The organism is Klenkia marina, from assembly GCF_900101025.1.
GTDB classification, from domain to species: domain Bacteria; phylum Actinomycetota; class Actinomycetes; order Mycobacteriales; family Geodermatophilaceae; genus Klenkia; species Klenkia marina.
This window is the reverse complement of the sequence record NZ_FMUH01000002.1, coordinates 424,983-438,928: the sequence shown is the minus strand read 5'-3', so window position 1 is coordinate 438,928 and position 13,946 is coordinate 424,983. Positions and strand designations below refer to the sequence as shown.

The 13,946-nt window shown below is 75.3% G+C and carries 13 protein-coding genes; 7 read left to right on the top strand and 6 right to left on the bottom strand.

The window, feature by feature from the left end; translation table 11 throughout:
* Positions 1-14: 14 nt before the first annotated feature.
* Positions 15-182 carry a hypothetical protein gene (locus tag BLP29_RS20950; RefSeq protein ID WP_165839314.1) on the top strand — a complete coding sequence of 56 codons (168 nt, stop codon included), beginning with the start codon at positions 15-17 and terminating at the stop codon, positions 180-182.
* Positions 183-332: 150 nt separating this feature from the next.
* Here the strand turns inward: BLP29_RS20950 and BLP29_RS07260 are convergent, their stop codons facing one another.
* The 6 genes from BLP29_RS07260 to BLP29_RS07235 are packed head-to-tail and all read right to left on the bottom strand — an operon-like array spanning position 333 to position 8,265.
* Positions 333-1,490: an acyl-CoA dehydrogenase family protein gene (locus tag BLP29_RS07260; protein ID WP_207798360.1), complete on the bottom strand. Its 1,158-nt coding sequence runs from the start codon at positions 1,488-1,490 to the stop codon at positions 333-335.
* On the bottom strand, positions 1,487-3,418 hold the full coding sequence (locus tag BLP29_RS07255) for an acetyl/propionyl/methylcrotonyl-CoA carboxylase subunit alpha (protein ID WP_092801867.1): 1,932 nt from the start codon (positions 3,416-3,418) through the stop codon (positions 1,487-1,489). The genes BLP29_RS07260 and BLP29_RS07255 overlap by 4 nt, the downstream gene beginning before the upstream one ends.
* The gene (locus BLP29_RS07250; protein ID WP_092801864.1) at positions 3,415-5,028 is read right to left on the bottom strand and encodes an acyl-CoA carboxylase subunit beta; all 1,614 of its coding nucleotides are present in this window, start codon (positions 5,026-5,028) and stop codon (positions 3,415-3,417) included. Before BLP29_RS07250 ends, BLP29_RS07255 begins: the two co-directional genes overlap by 4 nt.
* A complete protein-coding gene (locus BLP29_RS07245; RefSeq protein ID WP_092801861.1) occupies positions 5,025-6,746 on the bottom strand; it encodes an acyclic terpene utilization AtuA family protein in 1,722 nt (573 codons plus the stop codon). Before BLP29_RS07245 ends, BLP29_RS07250 begins: the two co-directional genes overlap by 4 nt.
* Positions 6,743-7,507, bottom strand: a complete 765-nt coding sequence (locus BLP29_RS07240) for a TIGR03084 family metal-binding protein (RefSeq protein WP_243469763.1) — start codon at positions 7,505-7,507, stop codon at positions 6,743-6,745. The genes BLP29_RS07245 and BLP29_RS07240 overlap by 4 nt, the downstream gene beginning before the upstream one ends.
* A gap of 47 nt (positions 7,508-7,554) precedes the next feature.
* Positions 7,555-8,265 (bottom strand): TetR/AcrR family transcriptional regulator, encoded by a 711-nt coding sequence (locus BLP29_RS07235; RefSeq protein WP_207798359.1) that lies wholly within the window; start codon positions 8,263-8,265, stop codon positions 7,555-7,557.
* Positions 8,266-8,366: 101 nt separating this feature from the next.
* Between BLP29_RS07235 and BLP29_RS07230 the strand changes: the two genes are divergently transcribed.
* The 6 genes from BLP29_RS07230 to BLP29_RS21750 all read left to right on the top strand — a co-directional run bounded on the left by BLP29_RS07230 (position 8,367) and on the right by BLP29_RS21750 (position 13,864).
* A complete protein-coding gene (locus tag BLP29_RS07230) occupies positions 8,367-9,896 on the top strand; it encodes an acyl-CoA synthetase (RefSeq protein ID WP_092801858.1) in 1,530 nt (509 codons plus the stop codon).
* Complete coding sequence (locus BLP29_RS07225) at positions 9,893-10,906, top strand: TIGR03617 family F420-dependent LLM class oxidoreductase (RefSeq protein ID WP_092801855.1); 1,014 nt, start codon at positions 9,893-9,895, stop codon at positions 10,904-10,906. Before BLP29_RS07230 ends, BLP29_RS07225 begins: the two co-directional genes overlap by 4 nt.
* 79 nt (positions 10,907-10,985) lie before the next feature.
* Entirely contained in the window at positions 10,986-11,984 is a 999-nt protein-coding gene (locus tag BLP29_RS07220; protein WP_207798358.1) for a metal ABC transporter solute-binding protein, Zn/Mn family, read from the top strand.
* Positions 11,981-12,766: a metal ABC transporter ATP-binding protein gene (locus BLP29_RS07215; protein ID WP_092801852.1), complete on the top strand. Its 786-nt coding sequence runs from the start codon at positions 11,981-11,983 to the stop codon at positions 12,764-12,766. The genes BLP29_RS07220 and BLP29_RS07215 overlap by 4 nt, the downstream gene beginning before the upstream one ends.
* Before the next feature lie 12 nt (positions 12,767-12,778).
* Entirely contained in the window at positions 12,779-13,663 is an 885-nt protein-coding gene (locus BLP29_RS07210) for a metal ABC transporter permease (protein ID WP_243469762.1), read from the top strand.
* A 66-nt stretch (positions 13,664-13,729) separates the two neighbouring features.
* On the top strand, positions 13,730-13,864 hold the full coding sequence (locus BLP29_RS21750) for a hypothetical protein (protein WP_279385439.1): 135 nt from the start codon (positions 13,730-13,732) through the stop codon (positions 13,862-13,864).
* Positions 13,865-13,946 lie beyond the last annotated feature (82 nt).

Sequence of the window (13,946 nt, the reverse complement as noted above, 5' to 3'; positions counted from 1 at the left end):
GCAGGCCCCAGCGCATGACCGAGACCACGCCTGCCCACTCCGAGGACCCCGCCGAGGGCGCCGACACCGCGTCGACCGACGCGTCGGGCCGCACCCCGCACCCCGAGCAGCCCGCCGAGGGCGCCGACGAGGCCGACGCCGAGGCCGGCCTCGACCCGGAGAACCGCATCACCGGCGCCTGATCCACCCGGTCACCGGGCCGGCTGCCGGTCACCGCCGGGGCATCCGGTCACGGCTGGGGTATCCGGTCACGGCTGGGGTATCCGGTCACCGCACACCCCGACCGGATGCCTGCGGGGTGACCGGATCGCCCCGCAGGGGGCGGCGGGCACCTAGTACGAGCGGGGCAGCCGGAGGTCGTGCTGGGCGATGAAGTTCAGCACCATCTCGCGGCTGACCGGCGCGATGCGGGAGAACCGCGAGGCCGTGATGAGCGCCCCGATGCCGTTCTCCTGCGACAGGCCCGACCCGCCGTGGGTCTGCACCGCGGCGTCCACGGCGTGCACCACGGCCTCGGCCGCCGCGTACTTGGCGCTGTTGGCCGCGGTGCCGGCGTCGTGCCCGCGGTCGATGAGCCAGGCCGCCTTGAGCATCATGAGCCGGGCCAGCTCGACCTCCACCTGCGCCGCGGCCAGCGGGTGCGACACCCCCTGGTGCGCGCCGATCGGGGTGCCCCAGACCCGGCGGTCGCGGGCGTAGGCAGCGGCCCGGTCCAGGGCCAGCCGTGCGGTGCCCAGCGAGTACGCCGCACCCATGACCCGCTCGGGGTTGAGCCCGGCGAACAGCTGCGCGATGCCGGCGTCGGGTGACCCGACCAGGGCATCGACGGGCAGCCGGACGTCGTCCAGGAAGAGCTGGAACTGGTTGTCCGGGCTGACCAGCTCCATCGGGATCTGCGTCCGCGACAGCCCCGGCGCGTCGGTCGGGACGACGAAGAGCGCGGGGCGCAGCGTGCCCGCGGCGGAGTCGGCCAGCTTCGCCACCACCAGGACGGCGCCGGCGACGTCGACCCCGCTGATCCAGATCTTCTGCCCGCGCAGCACCCACTCGTCGCCCTCGCGCCGGGCGGTGGTGGTGATCTGGTGGCTGTTGGACCCGGCGTCGGGCTCGGTGATGGCGAAGGCCATGGTCAGCGAGCCGTCGGCGATGCCGGGCAGCCACCGGTCGCGCTGCTCGGGGGTGCCCGACCGCGTGATGATCGTGCCGCAGATCGCCGGGCTGACCACCATCATCAGCAGCGGGCACCCGGCCGCGCCGAGCTCCTCGAGCACGACCGCGAGCTCGACCATGCCGCCGCCCCCGCCGCCGTGCTCCTCGGGGATGTTCACGCCGAGGAACCCGGCCTGCCCGGCCTCGTCCCACAGCGCCCGCACGGTGCCGCCGCTGCGGGCCTGCTCCAGGAACCAGGCGTGGCCGTACCGCCCGGCCAGCTCGGCGACCGCCGCGCGCAGGTCGCGCAGCTCGTCGCCCTCGTCGAAGTCCAGGGTCATGCGGGGTCCCCCTCCAGGACGGTGAGGACCGCGCCGGCCTCCACCTGGTCGCCGACGGCCACGTCCACGCTGGTCACGACGCCGTCGGCGGGTGCCGTGACCGGGTGCTGCATCTTCATCGCCTCGAGCACCAGCAGTCGCTGGCCGGCGGTCACCCGGTCGCCGGGTGCCACGTGGACGGCGACGACGGACCCGGGCATCGGGGCGACCAGCGAGCCCGCGGCGACGGTGGCCGACGGGTCGGGGAACCGGGGCAGCAGCCGCAGCGCCACCGACCAGCCGTCGCCGTCGACGCGCACGTCGTCCCCGTACGCGGCGACGGCGAAGCGGCGCTCGACGCCGCGCACGGTCAGCACCACCTCGTCGGGGGTGGCGCTCACCAGGTCCACGCCCTCGTGGCCCTGCAGGCCGTCGCGGGCCAGCCGGTAGGCCACCTCGCCGGTGTCGAAGGCGGTGCGCTGCAGCTGGGAGGGCACGTTGCGCCAGCCGCTGGGGAGCCCGCCCAGGACGGCGGCGTCCCGGCGCCGCGCGGCCGCCAGCGCGAGCGCCGCGGCCAGCGGGGCCACGGCCCGGTCGTCGTCCGTGGCCAGCGGCGCGGCGAGGACGTCGAGGCCGTGCCGGTCGAAGAACGCGGTGTCGGTCTCGCCGGCGAGGAACGCCGGGTGCCGCAGGGTGCGCACCAGCAGGTCGCGGTTGGTGGTCGGTCCGTGCAGCCGGGCGCCGGCCAGCGCGGCGGCCAGCCGGGCCGCGGCCTCCGTGCGGGTGGGCGCCCAGGCGACCACCTTGGCCAGCATCGGGTCGTAGTGGGTGGACACGGCACTGCCCGCGACCACCCCGGCGTCGACCCGGGTGCCCGGGCCCGGCGGGACGGCGAACGGCGTGCCCGGGACGTCGAACGCGTGCACCGGCCCGCTGACCGGGCGCCAGTCGTGCGCCGGGTCCTCGGCGTAGAGCCGCACCTCGACCGCGTGGCCGGACGGGACCGGGGGCTCGGCGGGCAACCGCTCGCCGGCGGCGATGCGCAGCTGCCAGGCGACGAGGTCCAGCCCGGTGACGCACTCGGTGACCGGGTGCTCGACCTGCAGCCGGGTGTTGGTCTCCAGGAAGAAGAAGGCCCCGTCGGACCGGACCAGGAACTCGACCGTGCCGGCACCCACGTAGTCGATCGCCCGGGCCGCGGTCACCGCGGCAGCCGACAGCCGGGCCCGCAGGTCGTCGTCCACGAAGGGCGACGGCGTCTCCTCGACAACCTTCTGGTGCCGGCGCTGCAGCGAGCACTCGCGCTCCCCCAGCGACCACACCGTGCCGTGCGCGTCGGCGAGCACCTGCACCTCGACGTGCCGGCCGGCCTCGACGTAGGGCTCGACGAACACCGTGGGGTCGCCGAACGCCGAGGCCGCCTCGGCGCGGGCGGTCGCCAGCTCGCCGGGCAGGTCGGCCAGCGCGCGCACGATGCGCATGCCGCGGCCGCCGCCGCCCGCCGAGGCCTTGACCAGCACCGGGAGGTCGGCCTCGGTGACGTCGTCCAGCTGGAGCACGGGCACACCCGCGGCGGCCATCAGCTCCTTGGCGGCGATCTTGGAGCCCATGGCGTCGATCGCGGCCGGCGGCGGCCCGATCCAGGTCAGCCCGGCGTCGAGCACCGCACGGGCGAACCCGGCGTCCTCGGACAGGAACCCGTAGCCCGGGTGCACCGCGTCGGCGCCCGACGCCCTCGCCGCGGCGATCAGCAGGTCGGCGCGCAGGTAGGTGTCGGCCGGCGCCGCCCCGGGCAGCCGCACGGCGCGGTCGGCCTCGGCGCGGTGCGGGCTGCCGGCGTCCGGGTCGCTGTAGACCGCGACCGTGCCGATGCCCAGGTCGCGGCAGGTGCGGAACACCCGCCGCGCGATCTCGCCCCGGTTGGCCACCAGCACGCGGGTGACGCTCACGGGCGGAACACCCCGTAGGCGGGGGTGCCGTGGCCGGCGCCCGTGCCCGCGACCTCGCCGCTGGCGATCGCGCTCAGGCACAGGCCGAGCACCGTGCGGGTGTCGCGCGGGTCGATGATCCCGTCGTCGTAGACCCGGCCGGACAGGAACCGGGGCATCGACTCCGCCTCGATCTGGGCCTCGACGGCGGCGCGCATGGCCGCGTCGCCGTCCTCGTCGAACGGGGTGCCGCGGGCCTCGGCCGAGGCCCGGGCGACGATCGAGAGCACGCCGGCGAGCTGGGCCGGGCCCATGACGGCGGACTTCGCCGTCGGCCAGGCGAACAGGAACCGCGGGTCGTAGGCCCGCCCGCACATGCCGTAGTGCCCGGCGCCGTAGGAGGCGCCCAGCAGCACCGACAGGTGCGGCACCCGGCTGTTGGAGACGGCGTTGATCATCATCGCGCCGTGCTTGATGATCCCGCTCTGCTCGTACTCACGGCCGACCATGTAGCCGGTGGTGTTGTGCAGGAAGACCAGCGGGGTGTCGGCGGCGTTGGCCAGCTGGATGAACTGGGTGGCCTTCTGCGCCTCGGCGCCGAACAGCACGCCCTGGGCATTGGCCAGCACGCCCACCGGGTGGCCGTGGATGCGCGCCCAGGCGGTGACCAGCGACGGGCCGTAGCGCGGCTTGACCTCGTCGAGGTCGGAGTCGTCGACGACCCGGGCGAGCACCTCGCGGGGGTCGAAGGGCTGCGAGAGGTCGGTGCCGACGACGCCCAGCAGGTCGTCCTCGCCGTACCGCGGGGGGACGACGGCCGCGGGCGCCGGCCCGCGCTTGCGCCGGTTCAGCCGGGCCACGATGCGCCGCCCGATCCGCAGCGCGTCCACCTCGTCGACGGCGACGTGGTCGGCCAGCCCCGAGACCCGCCCGTGCATCGCGGCACCGCCCAGGGACTCCTCGTCGGCGACCTCGCCGGTGGCCATCCTCACCAGCGGCGGACCGCCGAGGAACACCTTGGCCCCGCCGTCGACCATCACCACGTGGTCGCTCATGCCGGGCACGTAGGCCCCGCCGGCGGTGGAGTTGCCGAACACGATCGCGATCGTCGGGATGCCCGCGGCCGACAGCCGGGTGAGGTCGCGGAACAGCTGCCCGCCCGGGATGAAGATGTCCTTCTGGGTGGGCAGGTCGGCGCCGCCGGACTCGACGAGGCTGACCAGCGGCAGCCGGTTCTCCCGGGCGACCTGCATGGCGCGCAGGGTCTTCTTCAGCGTCCACGGGTTGCTCGAGCCGCCGCGCACCGTGGGGTCGTGCGCGACGAGCACGCACTCGACGCCCTCGACGACCCCGACCCCGGTGACCACGCTGGCGCCGACGGTGAAGTCGGTGCCCCAGGCCGCCAGCGGCGAGAGCTCGAGGAACGGGCTGTCGGGGTCGACCAGCAGCTCGATGCGCTCGCGGGCGGTCAGCTTGCCGCGGGCGCGGTGCCGGGCGACGGCCTTCTCGCCGCCGCCGGCCACCGCTCGGGCGTGGTCGGCGTCCAGCTCGGCGAGCGCGGCCAGCACGGCGGTGCGGTTGGCGGCGAACTGCTCGCCCGAGGTGTCCAGGGTGGAGCGGAACACGGTCACGGCAGGGCTCCGTCGTCGGGCGGCAGCAGCCGCAGCGGGATCTCGAGCGTCCGGCCGAGCAGCCACTCGCCCACGGCCTTGCCCTGCGGGTCGAAGCGGGTGCTGGCAGCGACCCCCTGGCCGAGCAGGCCCTCGACGACGACGTCGACGGCCCGCAGGTTCGGCAGCGGGTGCACGGTCACCGGCAGGTCCGCGGCCTCGGGCAGCAGAGCGCGCACGGTGTCCGGGGTGATCGCGGCGGCCAACCACGCGGCACCCTCGTCGGTGGTGGCCCACAGCCCGATGTTCGCCGTACCGCCCTTGTCGCCGCTGCGGGCCCGGGCGACCGCGCCCAGCGGCGCCCGCCGCGTCGGGCCGGGAGCCGCCGGAGCCGGCGGGGGGACGGGCAGGTCGGCGAGCGGGGAGGTCACCGCGGGGGCCGGGACGTCGACGCGCGTGCCGTCGGGCAGGACGGCGACGTGCGGGACGGTGGTCTGCGGGACGTAGGCGGGGGTGTAGACGCCGTAGGCCGAGCCGCCGCCGGGCGGCGCGGTGAGGTGGAAGCCGGGGTAGGAGGCCAGCGCCATCTCGACCGCGGCGCCGGAGAAGGCCCGGCCCACCACCTCGGCGCGGGGGTCGGTGGCCTGGGCCCGCAGCAGCACACTGGCGCCGGCCTCGGTGTCGGCGTCGGGGCGCTGCACCCCGACGGTCGACCACACCAGCTCGGCCGGGCGCGGGTCGAGCGCGGCCTCGAACTGGGCGCGGGCCAGCGCCGCCTTGGCCCCGACCCGGTCGCCGGTGAGCACGAAGGTGACCTCGTTGCGGTGCCCGCCCAGGGCGTTGAGGCACACCTTCGCGTCCGGCGGCGGCGGCTCGCCGCGCACGCCGGACAGCCGCACCCGGTCCGGGCCGTCGAGGGTCAGCCGCACCGTGTCGAAGCGGGCCACCGCGTCGGGGCCGGCGTAGCGGGCGCCGGTGATCTCGTAGAGCAGCTGGGCGGTGACGGTGTCGACGTCGACGACGCCGCCGGTGCCCGGGTGCTTGGTGATGACGGCCGACCCGTCGGCGTGCAGCTCGGCGAGCGGGAAGCCGGGGTGCAGCAGCTGCTCGACCGGGTGCTCGGCGAAGCACGAGAGGTTGCCGCCGGTGGCCTGGGTGCCGCACTCGAGCACGTGGCCCACGGCCATCGCCCCGGCGACCGCGTCGAGGTCGTCGCGGCCCCAGCCGAAGTGCGCGATGCCCGGCCCGACCACCAGCGAGGCGTCGGTGACCCGCCCGGTGACCACGACGTCGGCGCCGGCCCGCAGGCACGCGGCGATGCCGAAGCCGCCCAGGTAGGCGTTCGCGGTGATCGGCTCGCCGAAGCCCAGCTCGGCGGCGCGGGGCAGCAGGTCGTCGCCCTCGACGTGGGCCACCACGGTGGGCAGGCCCAGCCGGTCGGCCAGCGTGCGCACCGCCTCGGCGAGCCCGGCCGGGTTGGTGCCGCCGGCGTTGACCACGAAGCGCACCCCGCGGTCGTGGGCCAGGCCCAGGCACTCCTCGAGCTGGGCCAGGAAGGTGCGGGCGTACCCGCGGGCGGGGTCCTTCGCCCGGTCGCGGCCGAGGATGAGCATGGTGAGCTCGGCCAGGTAGTCACCGGTGAGGACGTCGAGCGGCCCGCCCTCGAGCATCTCCCGCACGGCGGCCCGCCGGTCGCCGTAGAAGCCCGACGCGTTGCCGATCCGCAGGGGCGCGCTCACGCCCCGCTCCTGGCGCCGGGGCGCCCGGCGAAGGCCTGCGCGACGTCGAGCCAGCGGTCGGCGGTCGCCCCGGTGGCGCTCAGCGCGAGCGCGGCGCGGGGGCGCCGTTGCGTGACCCGCAGGCAGAAGTCCAGGGCGGGCCCGGTCACCCGGTCGGCGGCGTCGGCCGCGCCCCAGGTCCACACCTCGCCCGAGGGCGCGGCCAGCTCGACGCGGACGTCGTCGGCGGGGGCGGGGAGCCCGTGCTGGCCGAAGGCGAAGCCGCGGGTGACCACCCCCAGGTGCGCGACCGCCCGGAGCCGGTCGGTCGACGAGGCCGGCAGCCCCAGGGCGTCGGTGACGTCGACGCCGTGCGCCCAGGTCTCCATCAACCGGGCGGTGGCCATCGACGCCGCGCTCATCGGCGGGCCGAACCAGGGCAGCTTCGCCCCCGGCGCGACCCCGGCGAGGGCGGTGGCCAGTGCGGTGCGGGAGGCCCGCCAGCGGGCCAGCAGCTCGGCGGGCGGGGCGGCGGCGCCGGCAGCGGCGGCCTCGTCGACCGCGCCGTCGGTGTCCGGGACGGCGCGGAACGCACCGGGGTCGGTGGCGGCCAGCGCGGCGACGTCGTCGGTCCACGCCAGGTGGGCGACCTGGTGGGCGACGGTCCAGCCGGCCGCCGGCGTGGCGGTGGCCCAGCCCGCGTCGTCGAGGCCGGCGACGACGTCGTCCAGCGCAGCGCCCTCGGCGTCCAGGTCGGCGAGGAGACCCTCCAGCAGCGACACCCGGCCCCCTCCCGATCCGGAGCGGTCAACACTGACCGCCCGTACGGTCAGCTTGCGGTGCGGCCCGGCCCGGCGTCAAGGGCGCCGACCGCCCGGCCGGCCGCGAGGGCCTCCTCGACCACCGCGACGACCGCGCCCGCCGGGTCGGCCAGCCCGCCCGCCCGGGCGGGGTCGGCCAGCACCCCGGCCAGCCAGGTGTCGACGAACGAGGCCGCGACGGCGGCCACCGGCTCGGCCCCGGCCGGGTCGAACCAGGTCCACATCCAGTGCACCGACCCGAACAGCTGCAGGGTGCGCAGCCGCTCGTCGCCGGGCCGGAAGTCTCCGGTGCGCACGCCCTCGGCCAGCACGGCCACCACCAGCCGGCGGTACTCGTCGCGCAGCCCGCGGGAGGTCTCCATGCCCGGTGCGGCGGCGAAGCGGCGCACCTCGCGCTGGAAAGCGATCGTCGCCGTGCGGTCGACCACCTGGTACCGCACCCCGAGGTGCAGGAACGCGGCCAGCCGCTCGGCCGGGCCGGGCAGGGCGTCCCAGACCACCCGCACCTCGGCCAGCCGACTGTGCATGTAGGTCTCGTGCAGCTCGGTGAGCAGCTGCTCCTTGGTGCCGAAGTGGTGCACGATCGTGCCCTTGGACAGCCCCAGCCCGGCGGCGAGGTCGCCGAAGTTGGTGCCGTCGTAGCCCCGCTCGGCCACCATGGCGGTGAACGCGTCGAGGATGTCGTCGCGCCTGCTCTCCCGCCGGATGGGTGCACCCACGTCGGCGCACGCTACCGGGCAGCGGGCGCCGCGGGGAGTCTTGACCGTACGGACGGTCGGGGCCAGGATCCGGGCACCGCCCCGACGACGACGGAGTCGCCATGTACCCCGGCACGTACGCAGACACGACCCCGGACAAGGCGGCGATCATCGTCGCCGAGACCGGTCGGGTGGTCACCTACGCCGAGCTCGACGAGCGCTCCACCCGCCTCGCCGACGTGTTCCGCGCGCAGGGGCTGGTCCCGGGGGACCACGTCGCGTTCATCGCCGACAACACCCCCGAGGTGTTCGAGGTCTACTGGGCCGCGCTGCGCTCAGGCCTCTACGTCACCGGGGTCAACAACCACCTGACCGTCGACGAGGCCGCCTACATCGTGCGCGACTGCGGCGCGCAGGTGCTCGTGGTGTCGGCGGGGGCCGCCGCGCTGGCCCACGGCGTCGCCCAGCAGTGCCCCGACCTGGGCCTGCGGCTGGCCTGGGGCGGTCCGGTCGAGGGGTACGCCGACTACGAGGCTGCGATCGCTGCGGCCAGCCCCGAGCGCCCCGCCGTCGAGCCGTCGGGCGCCGACATGCTCTACAGCTCGGGCACCACCGGGCGACCCAAGGGCGTGCTGCCGAACCTGCCCACCCACCGCATCGACGAGCCCGGCGACGTGTTCACCGCGGTGTTCGGCCCGCTCTACGGCTTCGACGCCGACACCGTCTACTACTCCGCAGCCCCGCTGTACCACGCAGCACCCCTGCGCTTCGGCGGCATGCAGCACCGGTCGGGCGGCACGGTCGTGATGGCCGCGAGGTTCGACGCCGAGACCGCGCTGGCGCACATCGAGCGCTACGGCATCACGCACAGCCAATGGGTGCCGACCATGTTCGTGCGCATGCTCAAGCTGCCCGCCGAGGTCCGCGAGCGCCACGACGTCTCCAGCCAGCGGGTGGTCATCCACGCCGCCGCGCCGTGCCCGGTCGAGGTCAAGCAGCAGATGATGGAGTGGTGGGGGCCGATCCTCAACGAGTACTACTCCTCCACCGAGGGCAACGGCGTCACGATCATCGGCCCGCAGGATTGGCTGGCCCACCCCGGCAGCGTCGGCAAGGCCGCCCTGGGGGTGCTGCACATCTGCGACGAGGAGGGCGCGGAGCTGCCCGCCGGCGAGATCGGCACGGTGTGGGTCGAGCGCGACGCCATGCCCTTCAGCTACCACGGCGACCCGGAGAAGACCGCCGCCGCGCAGCACCCCGACCACCCGACCTGGTCGGCCATCGGCGACGTCGGCCGGGTCGACGACGACGGCTACCTCTACCTGACCGACCGCAAGGCCTTCATGATCATCTCCGGCGGGGTGAACGTGTACCCGCAGGAGGCCGAGGACGTGCTGGTCATGCACCCGGCGGTGGCCGACGTCGCCGTGATCGGGGTCCCGGACGACGACCTCGGCGAGGCCGTGCTGGGCGTGGTGCAGCCGGTCGAGGGCGTGGAGCCCTCCGCCGACCTCGCCGCCGACCTCATCGGCTTCGCCCGCGAGCGGCTGGCCGGCTACAAGGTGCCGCGGCGCATCGAGTTCCAGGCCGAGCTCCCCCGCAGCGCGGCCGGCAAGCTGGTCAAGCGCCGGCTCACCGAGATGTACCGATGATGCTGCTCGACGCGTCGCTGACCAGCGCCGACGACCCGGCGGTCACCGCGGCCGACCTGGAGGCACGCGGGTACGCCGGGGTCTGGGCCTCCGAGGTCGCCCAGGACCCGTTCCTCGTGCTGCACGCCGCCGCGCTCTCGACCACGCGGGTCTCGGTGGGCTCGGCGATCGCGGTGGCCTTCGCCCGCTCGCCGATGACCCTGGCCTACACCGCCTACGACCTGCAGCGGTACGGCCGTGGCCGGTTCGTGCTGGGCCTGGGCACGCAGATCCAGGCGCACGTCGAGCGGCGGTTCTCCATGCCGTGGTCGGCGCCGGCGGCCCGCATGCGCGAGTACGTCGGCGCGCTGCGGGCGATCTGGGCGAGCTGGACCGACGACGTCCCGCTGCGGTTCCGCGGCGAGCACTACCGGCACACCCTGATGACGCCGATGTTCACCCCGGCCCGGCACGAGTGGGGCCCGCCCCCGGTGCACCTGGCCGCCGTCGGTCCGCTCATGACCCGGCTGGCCGGCGAGGTCGCCGACGGGCTGCTCGCCCACTCGTTCACCACCGCCCGCTACCTGCGCGAGCGCACGCTGCCGGCGCTGCAGGAGGGGCTCGACGCCGCCGGCCGGTCGCGGGCCGACGTGCAGGTCAGCCTGCCCGGCTTCGTGGTCGGCGGTCGGGACGACGCCGAACGCGCCCGCGCCGCGACCGCCGTGCGCGGGCAGATCGCCTTCTACGGGTCGACGCCGGCCTACCGCCCCGTGCTCGAGCTGCACGGCTGGGGCGCGCTGGGCGACGAGCTGCACGCGCTCTCGACCTCCCGCCGCGAGGACAAGTGGCAGGCGATGGCCGACCTGGTCGACGACGAGGTGCTGGGCACCTTCGCCGTCGTCGCCGACCCCGACGACGCCGGAGCGGCCCTGCGCGAGCGGTTCGACGGCCTGGTCGACCGGTTCAGCATCTACCCGGGCACCGGCGTGCCCCTCGAGGCCTGGGACCCCGTGGTGCGCGCCCTCACGTGACCCCGGCTGGACGGCGGCACCCCCGGTGTGGTGACATTGGTTCCGAGAACCATTGTCATCTAGTCGCTGGAGTGCCGTCGTGTCCCGCCGTCCCACCGTCCTGGCCGTGCTGGCCGCCTCCGCGCTCACCCTGGCCGCCTGCGGCGGGGGCGGCGGCAACTCGACCGCCACGAGCGAGGCGGACGGCGAGAACTGCCCGGGCGACGTGCTCGACGTCGTCGTCTCGGTCAACCAGTGGGGCGACATCGTGCGGCAGCTCGCCGGCGACTGCGCGGACGTCACCACGGTCATCAACTCCACGGCGCTCGACCCGCACGACTACGAGCCCACCACCGGCGACATCGCCTCCTTCGAGGACGCCGACCTGGTGGTGGTCAACGGCGCCGACTACGACCACTGGGCGTCCGACGCGGTGACCAACCTGGACCCCGCACCGGCCGTGGTCGACGCCGCCGACGTCGTGGGCCTCGAGGACGAGCACGCCGAGGAGGAGGACCACTCGGACGAGGACGGCGAGCACGCCGAGGAGAAGCACGGCCACGGCTCGGTCAACCCGCACCTCTGGTACTCCCCCGAGTACGTCACCGAGGTCGCCGCGGCCGTGACCGACGAGCTCTCGGCCCTGTCCCCCGACGCCGCCGACTACTTCACCGAGCAGGCCGACGCGTTCACCGCCGACCTCAAGCCCTACGACGACGAGCTGACCGCCCTGCAGGGCATGGCCGCGGGCAGCAGCTACGCCGCCACCGAGACGGTGTTCGACTACACCGCGCAGGCCGTCGGGCTCACCGACGCCACCCCCGAGGGCTACCGCGACGCCGCCAGCAACGAGAGCGACCCGTCGCCGTCCGACGTCGCCGCCTTCGAGGCCGCACTGGCCGACGGCAGCATCGACGTGCTGGTCTACAACACGCAGACCGAGGGCAGCGTGCCCGAGCAGCTGCGCGCCGCGGCCGAGGCGGCCGGCGTCCCGGTGGTCGACGTCACGGAATCGGTGCCGGACGGGGATGATTCCTTCGTGACGTGGCAGCTGACCCAGCTGCAGCAGCTCGCAGACGCACTCGGTGGGGGGCAGTGACGACAGGCTCCCCCTCGGAGACCCCGCCGGCCCTGGTGCTGGACGGGGTCTCCGTCGTCCGCGGGGGCCGCACCGTGTGGGACGAGGGCACGCTCACCGTCCCGGCCGGGGCGGTCGTGGGCGTCATCGGGCCCAACGGCGCGGGCAAGACCACCCTCTTCCAGCTCGCCCTCGGCCTGCTGCCCGCCGCGACCGGGCGCATCGAGGTGCTGGGCGGTGCCCCGCGGCGGGGCAACCGCCGGATCGGCTACGTGCCGCAGAACTACACCGCCGCCCTCGGCGAGGCCGTGCGGGCCCGCGACCTGGTGATGCTCGGGCTGACCGGCAACCGGTTCGGCGTCCGGCGGGCCACCCCCGACGAGCGCGCCCGCGTCGACGACGCCCTGCGCCGGGTCGGCGCGGCCGGCTACGCCGACCGGCGGATGAGCGAGCTGTCGGGCGGGCAGCAGCAGCGGGTCGCGATCGCGCAGGCGATCGTGGACGACGCCGACCTGCTGCTGCTCGACGAGCCGCTGGCCAACCTCGACCTGCGCAACTCCCAGGAGATCGTCACCCTGCTCGGCGAGCTGCGCCGCGAGCGGGCGGTCACGATCATGGTCGTCGCGCACGACCTCAACCCGCTGCTGCCGGTGCTCACCGACGCGGTGTACCTGCTCGACGGGCACCCCCACCACGACGTCATCGGCGAGGTCGTGACCGAGGATCTGCTCACCCACCTCTACGGCACCCGCGTGCGCGTCGTCCGCACCGCGCAGGGTGACCTGTTCACCCGCAGCGGCTGAAGGAGCCCTCCCGTGCGCTTCCAGGAGAACTGGCTCCAGATCCTGCAGACGACCTTCATGCAGCACGCCCTGGTCGGCGGCAGCCTGGTGGCGGTCACCGCCGGCCTGATGGGCTACTTCGTCATCACCCGGCAGAACGCCTTCGCCGCGCACGCCCTGGCCCACATCGGGTTCCCCGGCGCGACCGGCGCGATCCTCGTCGGCGCCCCGGTGACGCTCGGCCTGGCGGTGTTCTGCGTCGGCGGCGGGCTGCTCATCGGGCTGTTCGGCAAGCGGGTGGCCGAGCGCGAGATCGCCACCGGCACGATCCTGGCCTTCGCCACCGGGCTCGGCGTGCTGTTCGCCTCGCTGGCCACCGCGAACGCCTCGACCACCACCAACGTGCTGTTCGGCAACCTGCTGGCGATCAGCCGCGACCAGCTGTGGCTGTTCGGCGGTTTCACCCTGCTGGTCGTCGGCGCGCTGGCGCTCATCGCCCGGCCGCTGGTGTTCGCCTCGGTCGACCCGGCCGTCGCCGAGGCCCGCGGGGTGCCGGTGCGGGCGCTGGGGGTGGCGTTCGTCGTCCTGCTCGCGCTCACCGTCACCATGGCCGTGCAGGTGGTGGGCACGCTGCTGCTGTTCGCCCTGGTGGTCACCCCGGCCGCCGCGGCCCTGCGGCTCACGGCGCGCCCCGGCGCGGTCGCCGCCCTGTCCGTCGCGTTCGCGCTGGTCTCGGTGTGGGTCGGCCTGGTGCTCTCGGCGATGGTCGACCTGCCGCCCAGCTTCTTCGTGGTCTCGGTCGCGGTGCTCGTATGGGTCGTCGTCCTGGTGGTCACCCGCGACCGCGGACGCCGGACCGCCACCCCGGCCCGCGGCGGCCACGACCGGCTGCCCGCGGTGCCCGAGCGCACGCACTGACCCTTCGGGACGACCTCGTACCGCCACGACTGGTCAGCGGGCGGTCACCGGGTGCATCCTTCGGGGATGGACGAGCACGACGAGCCGCAGCGCAGCGGCACGACCTCCACCGACGGGGCCGCGCGGGTCGAGACCCCCGACGCACCGGCCGCCCCGGTCATCCGCCTGCTGGCCAACCCCCGGCGGGTCCGCCGCACCTGACCGGTCGGCAGGGTGCCCGTCGGTCGTGACCGGCCAGTCACAACGGCCCCAGTCGCCACCCTCAACACGGGCGGCTCACCAG